The organism is Leptospira bouyouniensis (genome assembly GCF_004769525.1).
In the GTDB taxonomy this organism is placed as follows: domain Bacteria; phylum Spirochaetota; class Leptospiria; order Leptospirales; family Leptospiraceae; genus Leptospira_A; species Leptospira_A bouyouniensis.
Genome location: NZ_RQFT01000012.1, coordinates 60,829 through 79,317 on the forward strand (window position 1 = coordinate 60,829; position 18,489 = coordinate 79,317).

The 18,489-nt window shown below is 39.7% G+C and carries 18 protein-coding genes; 11 read left to right on the forward strand and 7 right to left on the reverse strand.

Features of this window, described 5'->3' with window-relative positions; translation table 11 throughout:
• Nucleotides 1-5 precede the first annotated feature (5 nt).
• Nucleotides 6-1,115 carry a tetraacyldisaccharide 4'-kinase gene (lpxK, locus tag EHQ43_RS14530; RefSeq protein WP_135771569.1) on the forward strand — a complete coding sequence of 370 codons (1,110 nt, stop codon included), beginning with the start codon at nt 6-8 and terminating at the stop codon, nt 1,113-1,115.
• Here the strand turns inward: lpxK and mnmC1 are convergent.
• Together mnmC1 and mnmC2 are read right to left on the reverse strand one after the other, a co-directional pair.
• Nucleotides 1,051-2,304 (reverse strand): FAD-dependent 5-carboxymethylaminomethyl-2-thiouridine(34) oxidoreductase MnmC1, encoded by a 1,254-nt coding sequence (gene mnmC1, locus EHQ43_RS14535; RefSeq protein ID WP_135771570.1) that lies wholly within the window; start codon nt 2,302-2,304, stop codon nt 1,051-1,053. The genes lpxK and mnmC1 overlap by 65 nt on opposite strands.
• Nucleotides 2,305-3,111 (reverse strand): tRNA (5-methylaminomethyl-2-thiouridine)(34)-methyltransferase MnmC2, encoded by an 807-nt coding sequence (gene mnmC2 / locus EHQ43_RS14540; RefSeq protein WP_135741321.1) that lies wholly within the window; start codon nt 3,109-3,111, stop codon nt 2,305-2,307.
• A 232-nt stretch (nt 3,112-3,343) separates the two neighbouring features.
• Here mnmC2 and flhF point away from each other — a divergent pair, with 232 nt between their 5' ends.
• The 9 genes from flhF (at nt 3,344) to EHQ43_RS14585 (ending at nt 11,100) form a co-directional block, all read left to right on the forward strand.
• On the forward strand, nt 3,344-4,696 hold the full coding sequence (gene flhF, locus EHQ43_RS14545; RefSeq protein ID WP_135771571.1) for a flagellar biosynthesis GTPase FlhF: 1,353 nt from the start codon (nt 3,344-3,346) through the stop codon (nt 4,694-4,696).
• Between the two features lie 34 nt (nt 4,697-4,730).
• Nucleotides 4,731-5,654, forward strand: a complete 924-nt coding sequence (locus EHQ43_RS14550) for a MinD/ParA family protein (RefSeq protein WP_108959637.1) — start codon at nt 4,731-4,733, stop codon at nt 5,652-5,654.
• On the forward strand, nt 5,655-6,128 hold the full coding sequence (locus tag EHQ43_RS14555; RefSeq protein WP_135741323.1) for a hypothetical protein: 474 nt from the start codon (nt 5,655-5,657) through the stop codon (nt 6,126-6,128).
• A 97-nt stretch (nt 6,129-6,225) separates the two neighbouring features.
• On the forward strand, nt 6,226-7,026 hold the full coding sequence (whiG, locus tag EHQ43_RS14560; protein WP_012387953.1) for an RNA polymerase sigma factor WhiG: 801 nt from the start codon (nt 6,226-6,228) through the stop codon (nt 7,024-7,026).
• 6 nt (nt 7,027-7,032) lie between these two features.
• The gene (locus EHQ43_RS14565) at nt 7,033-9,024 is read left to right on the forward strand and encodes a FapA family protein (RefSeq protein WP_135754673.1); all 1,992 of its coding nucleotides are present in this window, start codon (nt 7,033-7,035) and stop codon (nt 9,022-9,024) included.
• Between the two features lie 12 nt (nt 9,025-9,036).
• Nucleotides 9,037-9,327 carry a hypothetical protein gene (locus tag EHQ43_RS14570; RefSeq protein ID WP_135641551.1) on the forward strand — a complete coding sequence of 97 codons (291 nt, stop codon included), beginning with the start codon at nt 9,037-9,039 and terminating at the stop codon, nt 9,325-9,327.
• A gap of 46 nt (nt 9,328-9,373) precedes the next feature.
• The gene (locus EHQ43_RS14575) at nt 9,374-10,249 is read left to right on the forward strand and encodes a hypothetical protein (RefSeq protein ID WP_135741325.1); all 876 of its coding nucleotides are present in this window, start codon (nt 9,374-9,376) and stop codon (nt 10,247-10,249) included.
• Nucleotides 10,250-10,261: 12 nt separating this feature from the next.
• On the forward strand, nt 10,262-10,546 hold the full coding sequence (locus EHQ43_RS14580; protein ID WP_100716396.1) for a DUF370 domain-containing protein: 285 nt from the start codon (nt 10,262-10,264) through the stop codon (nt 10,544-10,546).
• On the forward strand, nt 10,543-11,100 hold the full coding sequence (locus tag EHQ43_RS14585; protein WP_135754674.1) for a guanylate kinase: 558 nt from the start codon (nt 10,543-10,545) through the stop codon (nt 11,098-11,100). Before EHQ43_RS14580 ends, EHQ43_RS14585 begins: the two co-directional genes overlap by 4 nt.
• Nucleotides 11,101-11,186: 86 nt before the next feature.
• Here EHQ43_RS14585 and EHQ43_RS14590 read toward each other — a convergent pair whose 3' ends face one another.
• Entirely contained in the window at nt 11,187-11,837 is a 651-nt protein-coding gene (locus tag EHQ43_RS14590) for a periplasmic-type flagellar collar protein FlbB (protein ID WP_135741327.1), read from the reverse strand.
• Nucleotides 11,837-12,436 (reverse strand): flagellar export protein FliJ, encoded by a 600-nt coding sequence (fliJ, locus tag EHQ43_RS14595; protein WP_135754675.1) that lies wholly within the window; start codon nt 12,434-12,436, stop codon nt 11,837-11,839. Before fliJ ends, EHQ43_RS14590 begins: the two co-directional genes overlap by 1 nt.
• 82 nt (nt 12,437-12,518) lie before the next feature.
• Here fliJ and EHQ43_RS14600 point away from each other — a divergent pair, with 82 nt between their 5' ends.
• Nucleotides 12,519-15,665 (forward strand): SpoIIE family protein phosphatase, encoded by a 3,147-nt coding sequence (locus EHQ43_RS14600; RefSeq protein ID WP_244242831.1) that lies wholly within the window; start codon nt 12,519-12,521, stop codon nt 15,663-15,665.
• Between the two features lie 16 nt (nt 15,666-15,681).
• On the opposite strand, the gene EHQ43_RS14605 is transcribed toward EHQ43_RS14600, so the two are convergent.
• The 3 genes from EHQ43_RS14605 to EHQ43_RS14615 form a co-directional block, all read right to left on the reverse strand.
• On the reverse strand, nt 15,682-17,046 hold the full coding sequence (locus tag EHQ43_RS14605) for a FliI/YscN family ATPase (protein WP_135771573.1): 1,365 nt from the start codon (nt 17,044-17,046) through the stop codon (nt 15,682-15,684).
• A 77-nt stretch (nt 17,047-17,123) separates the two neighbouring features.
• Entirely contained in the window at nt 17,124-17,903 is a 780-nt protein-coding gene (locus EHQ43_RS14610; protein ID WP_135754953.1) for a hypothetical protein, read from the reverse strand.
• 142 nt (nt 17,904-18,045) lie between these two features.
• Nucleotides 18,046-18,360 (reverse strand): LIC10235 family protein, encoded by a 315-nt coding sequence (locus tag EHQ43_RS14615; protein WP_002973161.1) that lies wholly within the window; start codon nt 18,358-18,360, stop codon nt 18,046-18,048.
• Between the last annotated feature and the right edge of the window lie 129 nt (nt 18,361-18,489).

The following is an 18,489-nucleotide window of genomic DNA, read 5'->3' on the forward strand; positions in this document are numbered from 1 at the left end:
ACTTTATGAAAGTAATTTTATTTCTTTTCTACCCACTTTCTTGGTTATACCAATTTCTTTTTTGGGTCAAACAATCGACAATAAAACCAATTGTAATTCCTGATGTTTTAGTAATCAGTGTAGGAAACATTACAGTCGGAGGAACAGGGAAAACTCCCTTTGTGCAATACCTTGTACGATACTTTCAAAAAACAAACAAAGACTATGCGATTACAATCCTTTCTCGTGGATACAAAGCAAAAAAGTCAGATGAAGGTGCTATTTTGCCAGATGGAAAGTCTCCTCATTTATATGGAGATGAACCAAGCCAACACAAAGATCTTTTTCCCAGTGTACAAGTGATCATTGGGAAAAATAGATGGAAGAGTTTTCAAACACATAACCAAATCCAATCTCCTAAACATATTGTCATCTTAGATGATGGATTCCAACACAAACAAATCTATAGAGATTTTGATATTGTTTTATTAGATGCAAATGCACCTTTTGCCAATGGTTTGACAATCCCATTAGGTTTTTTAAGGGAACCGATCACTCATCTAAAACGGGCACATTCTATTGTGTTCACAAAATTGACTGAAAAAAATAGAAATGTAATCAAATTAGCAAAAGATATTTTGAATAAAAAACAAATCAATGTTCCAGAATCTGTTTCTTTTTTCCAATCAAATCTAGTGGAAATGAATTTTGATTTGTTACAAAAAAATGTGATCGAAAAGCAGGTATATCTATCGAAAGAGAAACCTAATGGAGGTTATTTTTTATTCACTGGCGTTGGAAACCCTCGCAATGTATTAGAGACGGCCGAGTCAATACTTGGAGAAAATAAAATACAGTATCGTTTTTTTCCTGATCATTACGAATTTGAAGAAAGTGTATTATTTTCTCTCATTCAGAATCGTTTGAAGGATTCAATTTTTGTAACAACAGAAAAGGATTGGGTAAAAGTTAGAACACAATCTGGATTTTTGGAAACATTGAAAAAACAAAACATCCGACTCTTTGTTTTAAAAATTGAAGTGGTTTTGGCTGAAGAGCAAAAATTTGGATCTATGTTAGCTGGTCTCGTTTCCACATACGAAGTAAAAAACGGTCTGGCTTCAAAGACTGGATGATGTGTTCTGGGATTTCATTTTTTTGATCCAAAAACTTCATTGTTTTGTTTAGAACTTGATTCACTAAAATCTCACCCGCAAGGAGCGCATGTGTGAGACCACGAGACCCAAGTCCATTCAAAATCCCGACGGATTCGTAGTAGGGGATTTGGAAAGGTTTTCCATTTTTGCGGAAAAGATTTTGGTATTTCACAGTTGTATCTAATTGAGAGACAATGGGGAGTTTTCCAACCACTGGATGGCGGTCTTGGGATTGTGTTCGATAACTCACTCGGGTCCCAAAGTTTTTTACATCCAAGGTTTGGTTCTCGACGATAACGTTCTTTAGATGTGATTGTAGTCCCTCCCACATCATAATGGTTTCCTTAATCCTCGGTTCTTTTTCTAAATGGAATTCATCAAAACTTGCACCTAATACACGTTCTCCATTGATTTCGGCCGTGATATAGTCTCCATACAAAATCGAAGATTGGTTTTTGCAAATTGAGCCAGGAATTTTTACGATTTGTCCACGGACTTGCTTCATCGGGATCCATTGGAGTGTAGGATCATTTGCAAATTGGAACCCCTGTGTTAAAAATAAATAATTTGCTGAAAGTGTTTCCGTATCCGTTTGGCATATCAGTTTTCCATCCTGTTCATCATTTCTATCCTTATCAATAGTATGCCAAGAGAGGAGCCGAGAGTTGTATTTTGTTTCTGGTTTTGCCAATTGAAGGAGTTCCATCGTGAGTGCAACAGGGGAGATGGCTTTTCCTGTAGGAAAGAATAGAGAATACAAGTTAGAATATTTCTCTTTTTCGAGGAATGCTATATCAATTGGAATTTGGTGAGATAGGATAGCATTCGAATAACGGTCATAAGCTGAATTTGTTTCGAGAAGAAAATGAATTCCATCGGAATGGGGAACTTTGTTTCCAAGTTCTAATGATTCCCAAAGTTCTAAAAAATAACGGTAAGCAAGATAAGAAAATTCTGATTCAGTTGTTTTGTGTTTTGTTAGAAATGGATACACAACTCCAATTGGATTTCCACTTGATTGTTTGGCTGGCGAGGATTCCGATTCTAATAAAATTGTTTTGATTTTTCTTTTGGAGAGAGCATAACAAACGCTAGCTCCAGCAATCCCACCACCGACAACGATAGCAGTTCCCCCGTCGGTTTCCTTTTCGAAAACTCTTGTCTCCAATTAAAGGAAAACTCCAGTCATCATTTCTCTTTTTTTCCCAAACCCTTTTTGTTTTTGGATCATAAACCCAAGTCCTTCCAGTGTCCGACGAATGAATCCCGCTGCTGTGAAAGTGGCAAGTCTTGTCCCCACTTGGGAATGGGTTTTGATTTTGGAAAGAGTCTCTTCGGACCACATCATTGGATTTTTTTTAGGCGAAAAACCATCCAAATACCAAAAGTCGATCGATGGGAAATAATCCAAACATTCACTCACATCACCGAATAACACTTCTAAGGTGAATTTGCTCTGTGAAAGTGGGTGTAGGGTCTCTGTTTTCCAAATCCGGTCCAAAGGATTTTTTATCCATTGATCAAATGTTTTCTGATACCCTTTGAGTAAGTTTTCAGTCCATAATGGTTTACCCGGAAAGGAAAGATTCAGCGACTGTAAAATTTCAATTGGTAGAGGGAACCCTTCTAGACTATAAAAATGGATCGGAGGCGGGTTGGGAAGATTGTACCAAAATGCTAAGGTCACAAAAAAATTGAGTCCGGTTCCGAAGCCTAATTCCCCAATCTTATAATGGTTCTTCGAACCTGATGTTAGGAAGTCAGGGATTCTATTTCCTTCGAGAAACACATATTTGGATTCTTCCCATCCTCCTTCTTTAGAAAAATACACATCCCCAAATATGAGGGAAATGGGAACTCCTTCTTTTAATTCGATTTCAGTTTGGTTTCTGTTTTGATCCATAAAACTTATTGGAGAGGCACTCAAACCAATGTCACAAAAGGCAAATGGTTGGGAAACGGAATCTAGATCCATGATTGAAAATCGTATTTTCGATCAATCAATCAAAGTCGAAAACTTGAACGTGATTTGGATCAGAATCTCCCAGTCAGAGAGCCAGTCAGCCACGAAACCAAACATTCGTTTCCATAGTCCTCCAAACTCATGTTCGATTCTCCCTTCTCAGTCAATTTTATTATGTCTCATAAAAAAGACTTTCCAAATAGAGGGTACAATTCATATTTTTCCCAGGTTTGGGGGAGATTCTATGGATTTTGTAAAAATCCGGGGCAAAGACTTACAAGACTGCATCATGCAGATGAAAATGAAGTATGGTCCTGAGGCTCATTTGTATGACCAACGTGTGATCACAGAAGGTGGACTCTTTGGAACAGGCCTTATGGCACAACGTATGTATGAAATTGATGTGGGTGTGCCTGAAAAACAAAATTCCAAAGAAAGAATCGAACGAAAACTAAAAGACCTCAAAGAACTCATCAAACAAAAACAAAGGACTGAATCCCTCCCCGAATCAGGCCTTGTAGGGATCGGAGCAAACCAAAGTCTTTCACTCGCAGGGAACCCAACTCACAGTTCTTATACGGCACGTAAAAAAAATATTGAATCGGTTCGTCCTTTCTCGGAGCGAAAACGCAGACAAAGCCAGTCCGTTTATGAAATCGAGTCGTTTGAAGAAAGACCAGTGGGTTTGTCCCTTGCGGAAGCAAAAGATTCCTTTTTGGAACCATCCATCGAATTACCTTCCAAACAAAAAGAAAAACACCCTCATATCCAAAAGCTCATCGATCGGCTGTTACGTGAAGGATTCTCCGAGTCCTATTTAGAGGAGATGGCGTTAACACTAAGCCAAAGGTTGGCTGCAGTAGACTTAACACGTTACGCCAATGTGACAGACAAAGCCGTCACCTATTTAGAAGAACGTATCCAAGTAGATTCAGACCTTTTTAGTGGTACGCCACGTGGCAAACGAAAAGTAGTGTTTTTTGTTGGACCCACTGGTTCTGGGAAAACGACATCCATTGCAAAGTTAGCTGCTAAGTACAGTTTGCATATGGGGAAAAAAGTTTCTCTTTATACAACTGACAATTACCGGATCGCTGCCATCGACCAATTGAAATTTTACGCAGATGCGATGGGACTTCCGTTTTATGCAGCCAAAGACTTACGTAAATGGAAAGAGGTTATTCTTCGTGATGGATCCGAACTAATCTTAGTGGATACAGCAGGATACTCCCACCGTAAATCTGAGAACCTAGAAAAACTTCAGGAATTCTACGAAGTATTTGGGGAAAAAGATCATATTGAAACCATCTTAGTGCTTTCCTCCACTGTTTCAAAAGACAATGCACTCGCGGTGACAAACGCGTATGAGTCGGTCGGTTATAAAAGAATTTTATTAACCAAGCTCGATGAAGCAGAATTTTTAGGTTCTGTCGTAGAATTAGCCGATACTATTCACAGGGAATTCGCATTCTTAAGTGTAGGGCAGGATGTTCCATTTGATATCCTAAATGCCACGAAAAAAATCCTTGCCGAATGTGTAATTTTTCCTGAAAAATTGAAAGGGATAGCGGGCGAAGTCTTCGAGAAGACTGTGTAAAAACGCATCGTTATCCTGATACCTAGGGGTAACGATGGACCAAGCAGCAAATCTTAGAAAGTTAACAGAAACTGGTACTGGATTAAAACTCGTCCAACCCCAAGATGCTGCAAAGAAAACCAAAATCATTGCAGTGGCCTCAGGAAAGGGCGGTGTGGGTAAAAGTACAGTTTCTGTCAATTTAGCCATCTCCATTGCCAAAACGGGCCTCAAAGTTCTCATCTTTGATGGTGACTTGGGTCTTGCCAATGTAAATGTCCTTCTTGGTATCATTCCGAAATACAATTTGTACCATGTTGTGAAAGGCCATAAGTCTTTAAAAGACATCGTGATCTCCACTCCTGAAGGTGTGGACATCATTGCAGGGGCTTCCGGGTATTCCCAACTAGCCAACCTCAACGAAACACAACGAAACAACCTCATCAAAGGATTTGCCGAACTCGATCGTTATGATGTGATGATCATTGATACGGGTGCAGGGATTTCTGCCAATGTGATTGGTCTTGTGATGCCAGCGGATGAAGTCGTCGTAGTCACAACCCCTGAACCTACTTCCATTACGGATTCATATGGTCTTATCAAATCCATTGTCTCTCAATCGAAAGATAAAAATCTCAAAATCATTGTGAACCGCGTGCGATCTGCGATCGAAGGGAAAAAAGTTGCTGACCGAGTGATTGATATCTCGGGTCAATTTTTAGAAGTCCAAGTGGAAAATTTAGGGTTTATCTTCCAAGATGAAGAAGTGGAAAAATCCATCCGAGAACAAAAACCATTTATCATTGGTGCCCCACGTTCCAAAGCGGCAGCTTGCCTCACAAGAATCACACATACCCTCTTACAAACGGAAGGTGGATATGATGATGAAGAAGGCCTCACTGGATTTTTTAAGAAGTTCTTTAGTTTTGTGGACTTCAAAGAAAAGGAAATGGAATCCAGAATGGAGGAAGACAACTAAGTGCTTATCGGATTTGTACTGGGATTTGCAATCCTTGGAGCCATCATTAGTTCCGTCTGTGGATTTTTAGTCGGAAACCGCATTGGTTATATCTTTTTTGTCTCTCTCATTTCAACATTTGCCTTTGGCGGACTTGGGTTTGGAATTTTTAGTGTCCTACAAAAAAAGGTCCCTGAATTTTTAGAGTTTTTATCTACCTTTTCGATTGGAGGTTTCGGTGGGGAAGGCCATGCCGATGACTTTGATCATGACAATGCAGGGATGGAACCTTCTTCTGCCATGGGAACCTCTTCCGATGACTATGGCACCCAACCAATCGGTGATGCAGCTATGGATGCAAAACTGGCAATGGCGAAGTCAGGAAAGTTTGGAGACCATATCATTGTGGATAAAATTGCGATCAAAAACGAGCCAAAACTCATGGCGGAAGCAATTCGCACCATGATGGCTAAGGATGACCCACAAGAGGGCTGAAAAATTACTGTTTTTAGAGGACATAAGAAAAAATCCTCTTGTAATTTTGATTTTTTTACGATTTATAAAGTAAAGAGATCCCATACCCTGGTTCCCAATGTCAAGATTGCTAGACAAATACAATCAGTTTGATGAGACAGATCTTTGGAAACAATACCGTGTCAAAAAGGACGCGGAAATCCGAAGTTATCTTGTTGAAAAATATTCACCTCTCGTCAAACACGTGGCCGGGCGGATTGCGATCGGAATGCCACAGAATGTGGAATTTGAAGACCTCGTCAGTTATGGCGTCTTCGGTCTGTTAGATGCCATCGAGAAGTTCGACCCTTCCCGGGAAATTAAGTTCAAAACCTATGCAATGACTCGTATTCGCGGGTCCATCTTTGATGAACTTAGAAGTGTGGACTGGATCCCTCGTTCTATCCGTCAAAAAGCAAAACAACTGGAAAACATCATTGCCATGCTCGAAAACAAAGAGGGCAAAAAAGTGGATGATGAAGAGATCGCCAAAGAACTTGGCGTCTCGATGGAAGAATACAATTCCTTACTTGCAAAACTTTCTGGAACCTCACTCGTTTCTTTAAATGATATTTGGTTTCTCGGTGATGAGAATGATGAAGTTTCCTTTATGGAAACCTTAGAGTCTCCGATGAATATGAACCCAGACAATATCATCGAAAAAGAAGAGATCAAAAATGTAATTGTCGAAGCCATCCAATCCCTCCCTGAAAAAGAAAAAAAAGTCATCGTATTATATTACTACGAAGACTTAACCTTAAAAGAGATTGGAGAAGTATTAGAAGTCACTGAGTCTAGGATCTCTCAGCTTCATACGAAAGCTGTCGCAAGGCTTCGAAGCAAACTCTCCAAAGTCAAATCAGCGATCCAAAAAAGGTAATCGGCTATGTCACTCACTGAATTTCTTACAGAGGAACTAAAAGAGTTCGATCGTAAGGAAAAAGAACAAGTGGAAGTCATTGCCGATACGATCGAAGAGTGTCTTGCCATTGCTTCGAGTCACCTCGGACGGAAAGTACACGAAATCGATTATACTGTTTTAAAACGTGGGAAAAAATCCTTATTTTTTTCTGAACCATACCATATCCGAGCATCTGTTATCCCTGATGATATGTTACTGGATGAACTCAGTTTATTGGATGAGCATCTAACAGGTGGTAGTGGGAAATTAGTTTCCAAAGAATTAAAAGAACTCGTCACACCTAAAAACAAAGACGGCCGAGTGGTTGTTAAAATATATAGAACAGGTGTGTTTTTAACAGTATACCCTCCTTCTGGGGAAGGCCTCGAGATGACGATGGCGGATGTTTCCAAAAAACTTTCGTTTCGTGGTGTAGCAGGTGTTGACCAAAATCTAATCAACAAAATCTTAAAAGAGAAAAAGGGAGAACCCGTCCTTATCTCCAATCAAAAACCAAAGGCTGGGAATGACTCCAGTTGTAATGTGGAGATTGCCCAAGAGAATATGCGTGCCTTTGTCACCGTATTCCCTGCAAGGCCTGGTGGACGAGATTTAGAAGTATCCGACATCGTTGCTGCCTTAAAAGGGATGGGTGTAGCGCATGGACTCAAAGAAGATGAAATCCGCAAAGCTCTTGATGAAGAAATCCATAACAAACCATTCATTGGGGCAGAAGGTGATTTCCCTGTGAATGGGAAAAATGCAGAGATCAAATACTACGTTCGCACAGAAAAGAAAATCAATTTCAAGGAAGACCAATCAGGTCGTGTGGACTACAAAGATTTGGATATGATCGAAAACGTCGTCGTTGGACAATTGTTAGCCGAAAAGCTCCCTGCTGAAAAAGGAAAGTTTGGTCGCAATTTATTTGGAATGGTTTTGCCAGCCAAAGACGGACTCGACACAGAACTCAAACAAGGGAAAGGAACCATTCTTTCCGAAGATAAAATGCGTCTTACTGCCGAAGTCAACGGACAGGTGTTATACGCTGCGGGTCGCCTCTCTGTCGAAACTGTCTATCGTATCAATGGGGATGTGGGAGTTCGAACAGGAAATGTTACTTTCCTTGGATCCATCATCATCACAGGAAACGTGGAAGACAATTATTCGGTCAAGGCTGCAGGCAATATTGAAATTTATGGAACCGTCCAAAAAGCCATTGTGGAAGCTGACGGTGACATCATCGTACGCCAAGGGGTCACTGGTCGCGAAGAAGCACGTGTGGAGTCCACAGGTGGGAATATTGTCGCCAAGTTCATCCAGAACGCGACTTGTATCACAGAAAAAGACATCATTGTCCAAGAAGGGATCTTACATTCGCATTTGATGGCAGGTGGAAAAATTTCCTGTAAAGGAAAACGGGGACAAATTGTCGGGGGAACCATACAAGCGGCCCAACTCATATCCGCAAAAATCATTGGTTCACAGGCTAACCCACAAACCGATCTCATTGTGGGAAACAATCCTAAGATCTTAAAACAGATCAATGAGTTTGAAGAGAAGAAAAAAGAAAACCAAGACAAACTTGACCAATTAACAAAAACCATGCGCACTCTCAAAGCGCGTAAAGATGCCGATCCTGCGAGTTTCACGGCTGAACAAGATGCCCATTTGCAAAAATTGGAAGCTGGGACCAAAAAACTCGAAAAACGGATTGCAGAAGCAAGCAAAGACATCCAAACGCTTACTGAATACATGGACGAACAGGCCGCCAGTGGCAGAATTTCAGTTGAGAAAACCATTTTCCCAGGTGTGACCATCCGGATCCGTAACGCTGATTTCAAACTTCGCCACGAAACGAAAGCCAAGACCTTTTACGAAGAAGAGTCCCAGGTGCGAAGTATGCCTTACGAAGACCCAGATGAAACAAAAAATGACTGGAGAAAAAAGAGAGGGCGTGGTAAGTCTAAGAACTAGGAGGGTTGCCAGATGATACTCAACGAAAATTTCGCCAGTATCGCCCACCACTACGATTTTGCACGTAGGGCTCAGGCTGAAAATCCCTTCACCCACCAAAACCAGGTGGTGGAATTGCAAAAGGTTGTGATCCAAACACAAAACCGAGCCCAAACGGTTCCAGAGACAAAATCAGGATACCAAGGTTCGGCTGCAAAACCGAAACAAGACAAAGAAAATTCGGTTTTTGCTTATTCCAAAGAGGGGATTATCTACAATCGACCCAATTTGGAACGTGGGTCTCGTTTTGATTCTAAAGCTTAAATTTTTTCTACGGAATGTTGTTGGAAATGTTCTTTAGGAGAAACATATGGAGCTTTTTTCTCTCGTATTAATCAATTTATTATTCTGTGGGATGATGTATGTCTTCATCTCAGCAAAAGTCCAAAAAGCAGTCAGCGAATATTACGATAAAAAACTAAACCGAGCCATCGATATGGCTACAGCGGAAACCATACGGGAGTTAGATGCCACTGTAAGTATCATTGAATCAAAGATGGTGGCATTAAGGTCAATGATGGAAAAGGGTGAGGCTTTGGTAAAAGAATTCAAACACTACCAAAACCAAGGTCTCTCTATGAAATCAGAATTAGTTCCAACACCTGTTGAAACAGAAGAGCCTATCCTTGATACCAAAGAACAAAGAACAGGTATTGGTAAAATTTACCAAGCAAACCAAATCCCCGTGACAATTGATGAAGCCGAAACAACGGAAGGGGCAGTGAACCAAGCATTTGGGAAACTAGGGAAAGCTGTGAAAGGAATGTTTGGAATGGAAGCTATGAATTCTCCTACCAAAGAGGCGATCGAAAATTTAGAAGTCCCTACCTTCCAACCTAAGATGAATTATACGGTAGGTGGAAATCCATTCACCGAAGAAAAACCAACCGAAGCCATTCGCAATGAAATCATAGAAGGCACAAAAAAAAGAGAATTCTTAAACGAAGTTTCCAAAGCGAATGATCCTGCGTTTGCTTCTTACCAAAGGATGAATCTTGACAAAGTAGAATTTTCGATAGAGTCTGCATTAGAAGAGTTACCTCCATCAGCAACAAAGATTGATAAAGTCGTACACCTCATCAAAAAAGGATACAAACACGATGAAATCTCGGAAGCTATGAATATTGGGATCCATGAAATTCATTTGATCGAAACGATTCGACTTGATCGATCTAGAAGAATCTAAAAATATGTTTCCATGTCTTCGTTTCCGGTTCTCAATGTAGGATTCTCTAACGTTGTTTTTGTTTCTAAGATTCTGACCATTTTACTAGCAGATTCAGCTGGAGCAAAACGACTCCGAACTGAAGCAAAATCGGAGAATCGCCTCATTGATGCGACTTGTGGCCGGAAAACTCGTTCGGTGTTAGTTCTTGATTCAGGCCATATTCTTCTATCCGCCATTCGCCCTGAAAGTTTGTCAAAACGGTTGGAAACAGGTGATAATCATATTGGAGAAGGGGAAGAGGAGTCAGAAGATTGAAAGCCATTCCGAATCTTTATATCATCTCTTCTGTTGCAGGTGGTGGGAAATCGACCATCATCCAAGCACTCCTCAAAGAAAACCCTGAGTTTTATTTTTCCATTTCTTGTACCACAAGGGCTCCAAGGCCTGGGGATGAAGAAGGAAAAACTTATTACTTTTTAACAATTCCAGAATTCCAAAAAAAAATAGCAGATGGTGAGTTTTATGAATGGGCGGAAGTTCATGGAAATTATTACGGAACTCCCAAAGCACCAATTCTTGATGCGATCAGAGAACACCGTGTGGCGCTTATGGATTTGGATGTCCAAGGAGCCAAATCAATTAAATCACTTAGGCCTGAATCCATCACGATATTTATCGAACCTCCGAGTCGTGAGATTTGGATTGAAAGGTTGATCAGACGAGGGACAGATTCTCAAACAAGTATTGAAAAACGAATTGAAAATGGGATCAAAGAATTGGATGAAGCACCTAGCTTCGATTATGTGGTTGTAAATGATAAATTAGAAGACGCCATTACAGAAGTAAAGGCCATCCTTTGTGGTAAATAGAAAGAGAAATCCCTACTAAAACTGTCTCATTTTGATTTGTGAATGAAACATATGTTTTGTACAATCAGGAAAAAACTTTTGGTGTTCTAAGGTTCGTCGTTTTCCTCATCAATACTTTTACCATAATTGGGAACGTTTTTCGCACCGGCATCCAACCATTTATTTGAAATAACTGACCTTCTTTCTGCCGGAAACAAGGTGAGCAAATAGGTAGTGATCGTTTGTCTACCGTCTTCTTCTGCATCTCGGTCCATTTGTTCAAACACTTCGATGATATCATAATCAGGCCAGTTGATTAGCATATCCCTTGCCGATTCGGGTGGCATATTCGCAACTTTGTTTGCGAGCACTTTTACCTTCTCTGCTCGGGCATTGTCTTTTTTGACTTTCTCTGCCATTTCTTTTTCTTTTCTTTGGATCCCTTCTTTCAGCTCTTCCAATCTCTCTTTGTCTGCATTGAGCGAAGAAGATTTTTCTTCAAGTTCACGTTTCATTTGCTCCAATTCTTCTCGGTCAGCAATGAGACGTTCTTTGGCTTTTTCCATTTCTAGTTTTTCCAACTCAGTAGGAGAAAGTAAGTCTTGGTTGACAAGACCAGCTTGTTTTTTCAAGAAAGGTAAATAGTCTTCTGCATTGATGACTTGAAAGTAGTCAAAAACAAAAAATCCAATCGCTACTAGGAAAAAAATCAATACAATCAAAAAGAAGGATCTTGTGTTATCTGTTACACTTGCCATTATGATTTGCCTTGTCCTAAATAATATTTTTCATAAAAATCGCGTAGAGTTTTAAAGTCAGATGCGAGTTCATCACCACCATCTTCTCTGTTTAAAATTTTGAAAGTCCTTGGGATTTTTTTTGATTGTTTCGGCCCATAACTCTCTAGATTTTCATATAATGTTTGTTTGCTTAAGTGAAAATTAAATTCTTCCACTTCGCGACGTTCCATACGATTTCTCTTTTTTTTCCATTCGAGGAAACGTTTGTCTTTCAAAACTTCGATGACTTTTTTATTCATCCTGGCTACCATTACATCTTTGCGAACTAAATTCACTTCATGTGTTTGGCTTTGGATTCGTTGGTCTAATTCTTCATTACGGCGAGTGAGACCTTTGATGTATTGTTCGATGGAAAGATAATCAGACAAACTGGTTCCCACTTTCGCCGAGGAAAGTATGGCTTCGTACGAAGATTGAATTTCTTTTTGATTGTTTTCTTTTTCAGAAATCAGTGAATTGAGTTTGGAAACAACAAGGGATAAACGGCGGATCTCTTCTTCTTCTTTTAAGCCCCGCAGCTTTAAAACCGTTTCCAAACTAAACCGAAATCGTTTCACAGCTGTCTATTTCTTCGGTTCTAAATAATTTTTGTACTCTTTTTTACTCGTATTTTTAAAAAAATACGTAAAACTTGGAATATTGTCCCATAAATACTTACATTTTATCCTTTTTCTATGGAGCCAGTTTTTAGGCTCCTTTTCACCTGTCTTTGCCACTTCCCTTGATGAGCTTGTGGAAAAAAGTGGCGGAAATCCCATCCATTTGGAGGGAGACTGGGAGTTTTACCCCAAAGAATTTTTGTCGGAGTCTGAATCGAGGGAAAAACCCACCGTGTATCTAGCTGTACCTGGAATTTGGAACTCCATTCTTGGAACGGGTGAAGGGTATGGAACCTACCGTCTCCTCTTACAACGTCCAAGTTATTTAGAAAAAGACCAAGTGTTTGGAATTAAAATTTTGGACGTGGCAACAGCCTCTCGTGTGTTTTGGAATGGAAAACTACTCGGCACCTCGGGAGTTGTTTCCAAAACAAAAACTGGTTCAGACCCATCTTATCAATTCCAACTTTACCCTTTACCATGGAAAGAAGGAACAAACGAACTCTTGATTGAAATTTCCAATTTCCAACATTCCAAAGGTGGAATGTGGGAACCACCTTACATTGGTGAGTGGAACAAGTTGTATAAGGAAAGTGAAGCCGACCTTGCCTCTTCTTTATTTTTAGCTGGATCAGTTTTTATCATTGCCTTATATCATTTTGGGCTATTTTATTTTCGGCGCACTGACAAAGGAAATTTGTTATTTGGTTTTGCCGCACTTCTTTTATCGTTACGAACATTATTTACTGGGGAACGATTTGTATTCAACGAATTGGCACCAATTCTAAGTTGGAATGTCTGTTTACGAATTGAATACTTTACATTTTATGTTTCACCATATCTTTTCTTTGCATTTTTTAGAGAGTTTTACCCAGATTTTTATCCTAAATGGATGAACCGATTACTCTTAGTTCCAACACTTGTTTTCATTTCATTTTTAATATTTTTACCAACACAAATCTATACGGAACTCAATGGTTATTACCAAATCGTATTTTTGTTCGGTATCCTAATGATTTTACAAGGTGTGTTCCGTGCAGCCTACCACAGAAAAGAAAGTGGATTTTTATTTTTAGTTGGGATTTGTACGGTTGCGATTGCAGCATGCGTTGATCTATTAAATGCAAATCAAATTTTTTATTCAATAGAAGCTATCCCAATTGGAATCTTTGTTTTTATCCTGGTGCAATCTTTAACATTATCGAGAAGATTTAGCCTTGCGTTTTCAGAAGTGGAAACCCTATCCAAACGATTGCTTGCACTTGACAAACTCAAAGACGAATTTTTGGCCAATACTTCTCATGAATTAAAAACACCACTCAATGGAATCATCGGAATCGCTGAATCAATGTTTGATGGGATTGGTGGAAAGCTTAACCAAGAACAAAGGCAAAACCTCGGAATGATTGTGAGTTCTGGGAAACGTTTGTCTTCCCTTGTTGACGATATTTTGGATTTTTCCAAAATGAAAAACAGGGATTTAGACTTAGATCTTAAGGCAATTGACCTTCACCAAATCTCTGATTTTGTCCTTGTCATCTCAAGACCTTTGTATGTAACAAAAAATCTCACGGTGAGAAATAATGTTCCCATTGATTTCCCACCCATTTTAGGGGATGAAGCAAGGCTCCAACAAATCCTTTTTAATGTAATAGGGAATGCGATTAAGTTTACCGAGAAGGGACGTATTGAAGTCTCAAGTGAGATCGTGGATAAAATGGCGGTCATCTCTGTCAGCGATACTGGGATTGGAATTCCAAAAGACAAATTTGGTGATATCTTCCGATCGTTTGAACAAGTGGATGCATCCACCACACGCAAGTTTGGTGGGACAGGCCTTGGGCTTGCCATTTCTAAACGTTTGGTAGAACTTCATGGCGGTAGTATATGGGTGGAATCTACACCTGGAGAAGGTTCTAAGTTTTCTTTCTCGTTGCCTCTTGCAAGAGAAGGGGAGATCCCCATGGAAAAACCGCAGATGAAAAAAAGCGAAATGTGGTTTGGGGGAGATAATTTTGAGTTTGAACCGATTGAAGATACCGAGGAAGAATTTGAAGGTGAAAAATTAAAAGTCATCGTTGTTGATGATGAACCTATCAATCGTCAAGTATTAAAAAATCACTTAACATTGATTGGCTGTGAAGTAAGAGAAGCAGCAAATGGAGTGGATGCTATCCGGCTTGTAAGAGACGAAGGTCCATTTGAATTGATGTTACTTGATATCATGATGCCTGGTATGAGTGGTTATGATGTTTGTACTGTATTACGTGAGTCTTATTCTTTATACCAACTTCCAATTTTGTTTTTGACTGCCAAAAATCAAATCGCAGACATCATTGCAGCATTGGAAGCAGGTGGAAATGATTATTTGGCTAAACCATTCGACAAACGTGAGTTAGTCTCTCGTGCTAAAAACCTCATTACCTTAAAAAAGGCAGTTGAAGAACAAAACAAATTTATAGCCATACAAAACGAATTGGGGTTAGCAAGAAAACTCCAATATTCCATTCTCCCGGAAGAAGCCCCAAATGTTGTTGGGATCAAAACTGAGTTTTATTATGAACCGATGGATAGTATAGGGGGTGATTTTTTTGATTTTCATGCGATCTCGGACACGGAGTTAGGTGTTCTCATTGCCGACGTATCAGGTCACGGAATCCCTGCTGCCCTTGTGTCTGCCATGTTAAAGATTGCTTTTTCCACACAAGTAAGACTTGCAAAAGAACCATCTCAACTCTTAAACCAAATCAATTCTACATTACTTGGGAAAATGAAAGGCGCTTTTGTTACAGCATCCTATGTTTATATCAATTTAGAAACCAAAGAAATGATACATGCTCGTTGTGGCCATCCACCTCTCATTGTAAACCGTAAAGGTGAGTCCAAAGCGAAACTCAGTATCCCCCAAGGAAAATTGATTGGTTGGATCCCTGAACTTGATATCCAAGAAGATCGGATACCCATCCAATCGGGCGACAGAATTGTGTTATACACTGATGGGATCACAGAAGCGACCAACTCAAATAAAGAAATGATCGGACAGGAAAATTGGGAAATGATGTTACACCGATATAGTGGGTATCCAGTTTCCGAATCCAAACGATTGTTACTCGAAAAGATCAAAGAATTTACCGGGAATAGAACACCTGATGATGATGTTACATTAGTGATCTTAGAGATTGAGTAAACAATTTCAAAAAAATTTAAAATTCATCGTCCATTCGAGATGATGTTTGTAAAATGAGTTCTAATCGTTTGATGGCTTCGTTATAAGAAGATTTTTCCTCAATCCTTTGTCGTAAATAATCATCGATTTGAGATTTTTTATCAATCGCCATATCTATTTTTTCATCAGCACCTCTTACATAGGCATTGAGTAAAATGATGTCTTCTGAATTTTTGTATTTGGAAATGAGCTCTCGTGCGATGGAGGCACGCATATAGTGGTCTTCATTTACAATTTTTTGCATTAACCTGGATAGTGAAGAAGGCACATCGATGGCAGGGTAATGGCTTTGTTCTGCAAGTTTTCTTGTGAGTACAATGTGACCATCGATAAATCCACGTACTTTGTCTGCGACGATATCATCCATATCGTCTTCGGCATCGGTTAATACTGTATAAAATCCTGTGATAGAGCCACCGTTATGTGATGTACCTGCGCGTTCCACAAGTTTTGCCATCTTAGTAAAAACACTAGATGCATACCCTTTTGTGACAACAGGTTCTCCAATGGATAATTCACGTAGCGCTTCCGCATACCGCGTGAGTGAATCCATGTACAAATTGACAGACATTCCTTTTTCTCGAAAGTATTCTGCTGCCGAACAAGCCAAGTTTGCACAACTCACTTGTTCCATCTTAGAAGAATCAGACGTAGCTACAAAAACAACAGACCGTGCTAATGCTTCCTTCCCAAGTTCGACATGTAGAAACTCATTTACCTCGCGTCCCCTTTCACCTATGAGTGCTACTACGTTCACATCTGCATTTGTATAACGGGCGATCATCCCGAGTAAACTGGATTTACCAACACCTGATCCAGAAAAAATTCCGATCCTTTGCCCACGACCAACAGTTAACATCCCATCAATGGCACGAACACCTGTCTCTAAAATATCAGTGATTGGAGGACGATCGAGTGGATTTAAAAATCTCGGTTCAGATGCTTTTTCCTCTTTTGTAATGAGGATCCCTTTGTTATCAATCGGTTTTCCAAGACCATTTAACACACGACCTAGGAGTTCTGGTCCAACATTGAGAGTGATTTGTCTTCCAGAAGAGAAAACAAAAGCATGAGGAAAAATTTCTTGAGTATCACCTAATGGCATTAAGGTGTAAAGGTGATCTTTAAAACCAACGAGTACACAGGCAAGATACCCTTTGTCAGATCCACGTTCAACTTCCAAAATTTCACCCACTTTGGAATCAGGAGGGCCTTGTGAATAAATAACATTCCCCACAACAGAAACAACGACCCCACTCTTGCGAATGGGTTCGATTTTTTCGACGACATTTAAGTATTTAGAAATGGCATCGATATGCTCTGTGAATTTTTTCTCGATCATGGGGGCTTTTCACTCATCCAATCATGTGACATAATTAAATCAAGCGAATTGAGGCCTTAGAACCCCCATTCCGAGCCTTAGCGGCAGAGTTTGATCAGGTCTAGATTGGAAATTTGTTTGGGGGACTTGATTTTTTTCCCGAGGACCACATTCCCACCATCACCGATGCTAGCTGATTCATATGCCCACTTTCCGAAGTTTGTGGAGATGGTAAAACAGTCTGGAAAGGATTTGGTTTCAACGAGTTCGTTCCCATTCCAAACGAGAATCCGATCCGGTGTCCGCACAAAGAGTTTGTTTCCATCTTCGGCCCATCGAATTCCATACAATGGCAATGCGGTCCAAAAACTAAGGGGGAAAGACTGCACTTTTTTATCTTTGGTATGTAAGATGGAAAGCTCAAATTCCGTGAATTCATCTTCATTTGTGGGACTTGCGGTAATGAGTGCGACATCATTTCCATTTGGCGATGGTGCCATTTGGAAAATGATCTTTTTTTCAGGAGTGGCTGGGTAGGAAAATGCTCCACCTACTTCTGGATAAATCGAAAGTGTTTGGTTGAGAGTGCCATATTCATCATCTTTGCCATATAACACAAATAATGTGTTTGATTTTGTATGATAAAAAATTCCATCACCTAGTGACCAAGAAGGTAAGTCCCATTCTCGAAGGGTTTTGGCTCCCGTGACACCGTTCTCTATTAGTTTGATTTTACTTTTATAATTTCGTTTGTCTGTTGTCCCATTGAGAGGGTTCCATGAATCTTTTTCTTCGTAATGGACTGTGAGCACTAAGTTGACATTCGGATTATCACTCGGAGAAATTTCGTCCGAGAGTTGAGCATCCCGCCAAATCATTTGGGAACATCCAAAAACAAGAAGAAGGAGGAAGGGGAATAGAGTTTTCATAGGAAATGAGAATAGAGTTTAAGATAGGTCTGTAAACAAAAAAGGGGACCAGACGTCCCCTCTCAGTTAAGAAAAGTGCAATGAAAAGGATTTATTTTCCTTTTTTTGCTTTTGCTTTTTCTTTATTTTTTTGGTCGATTTCTGCTCTATGAGTGTCGCAAAGTCTGTAAAGAATTCCTGTTACCGGGTTTTTACGAGTTACTTTTGTACCACAAACAATGCATAGACCTTGTGCTCTTCTTCTTTTGTAAAGTTGTTGAACTCTCTCCGCTCCAGATGCTTTGTACTTGGAGATTTGGATTCTGAATCCTTTGAAAAGGTAATTCCCAATCGACTTCTCAGGGTCTTTTTTAAGATCCTCTGCGATTTTATCGATTTGTCCTGGGCCTACTTTTTGTGGTTCCATAGCTTTCTTTTTCCTTTAAATTAAATTTATATTTTTTTTGACGAAGGGAAAACCCTTGCCCTAACAAGAGTATCTCTCTTCTTTCTAAAAAATTCAAGATATTTTTTTCATCGAATAACAATTTTTTGA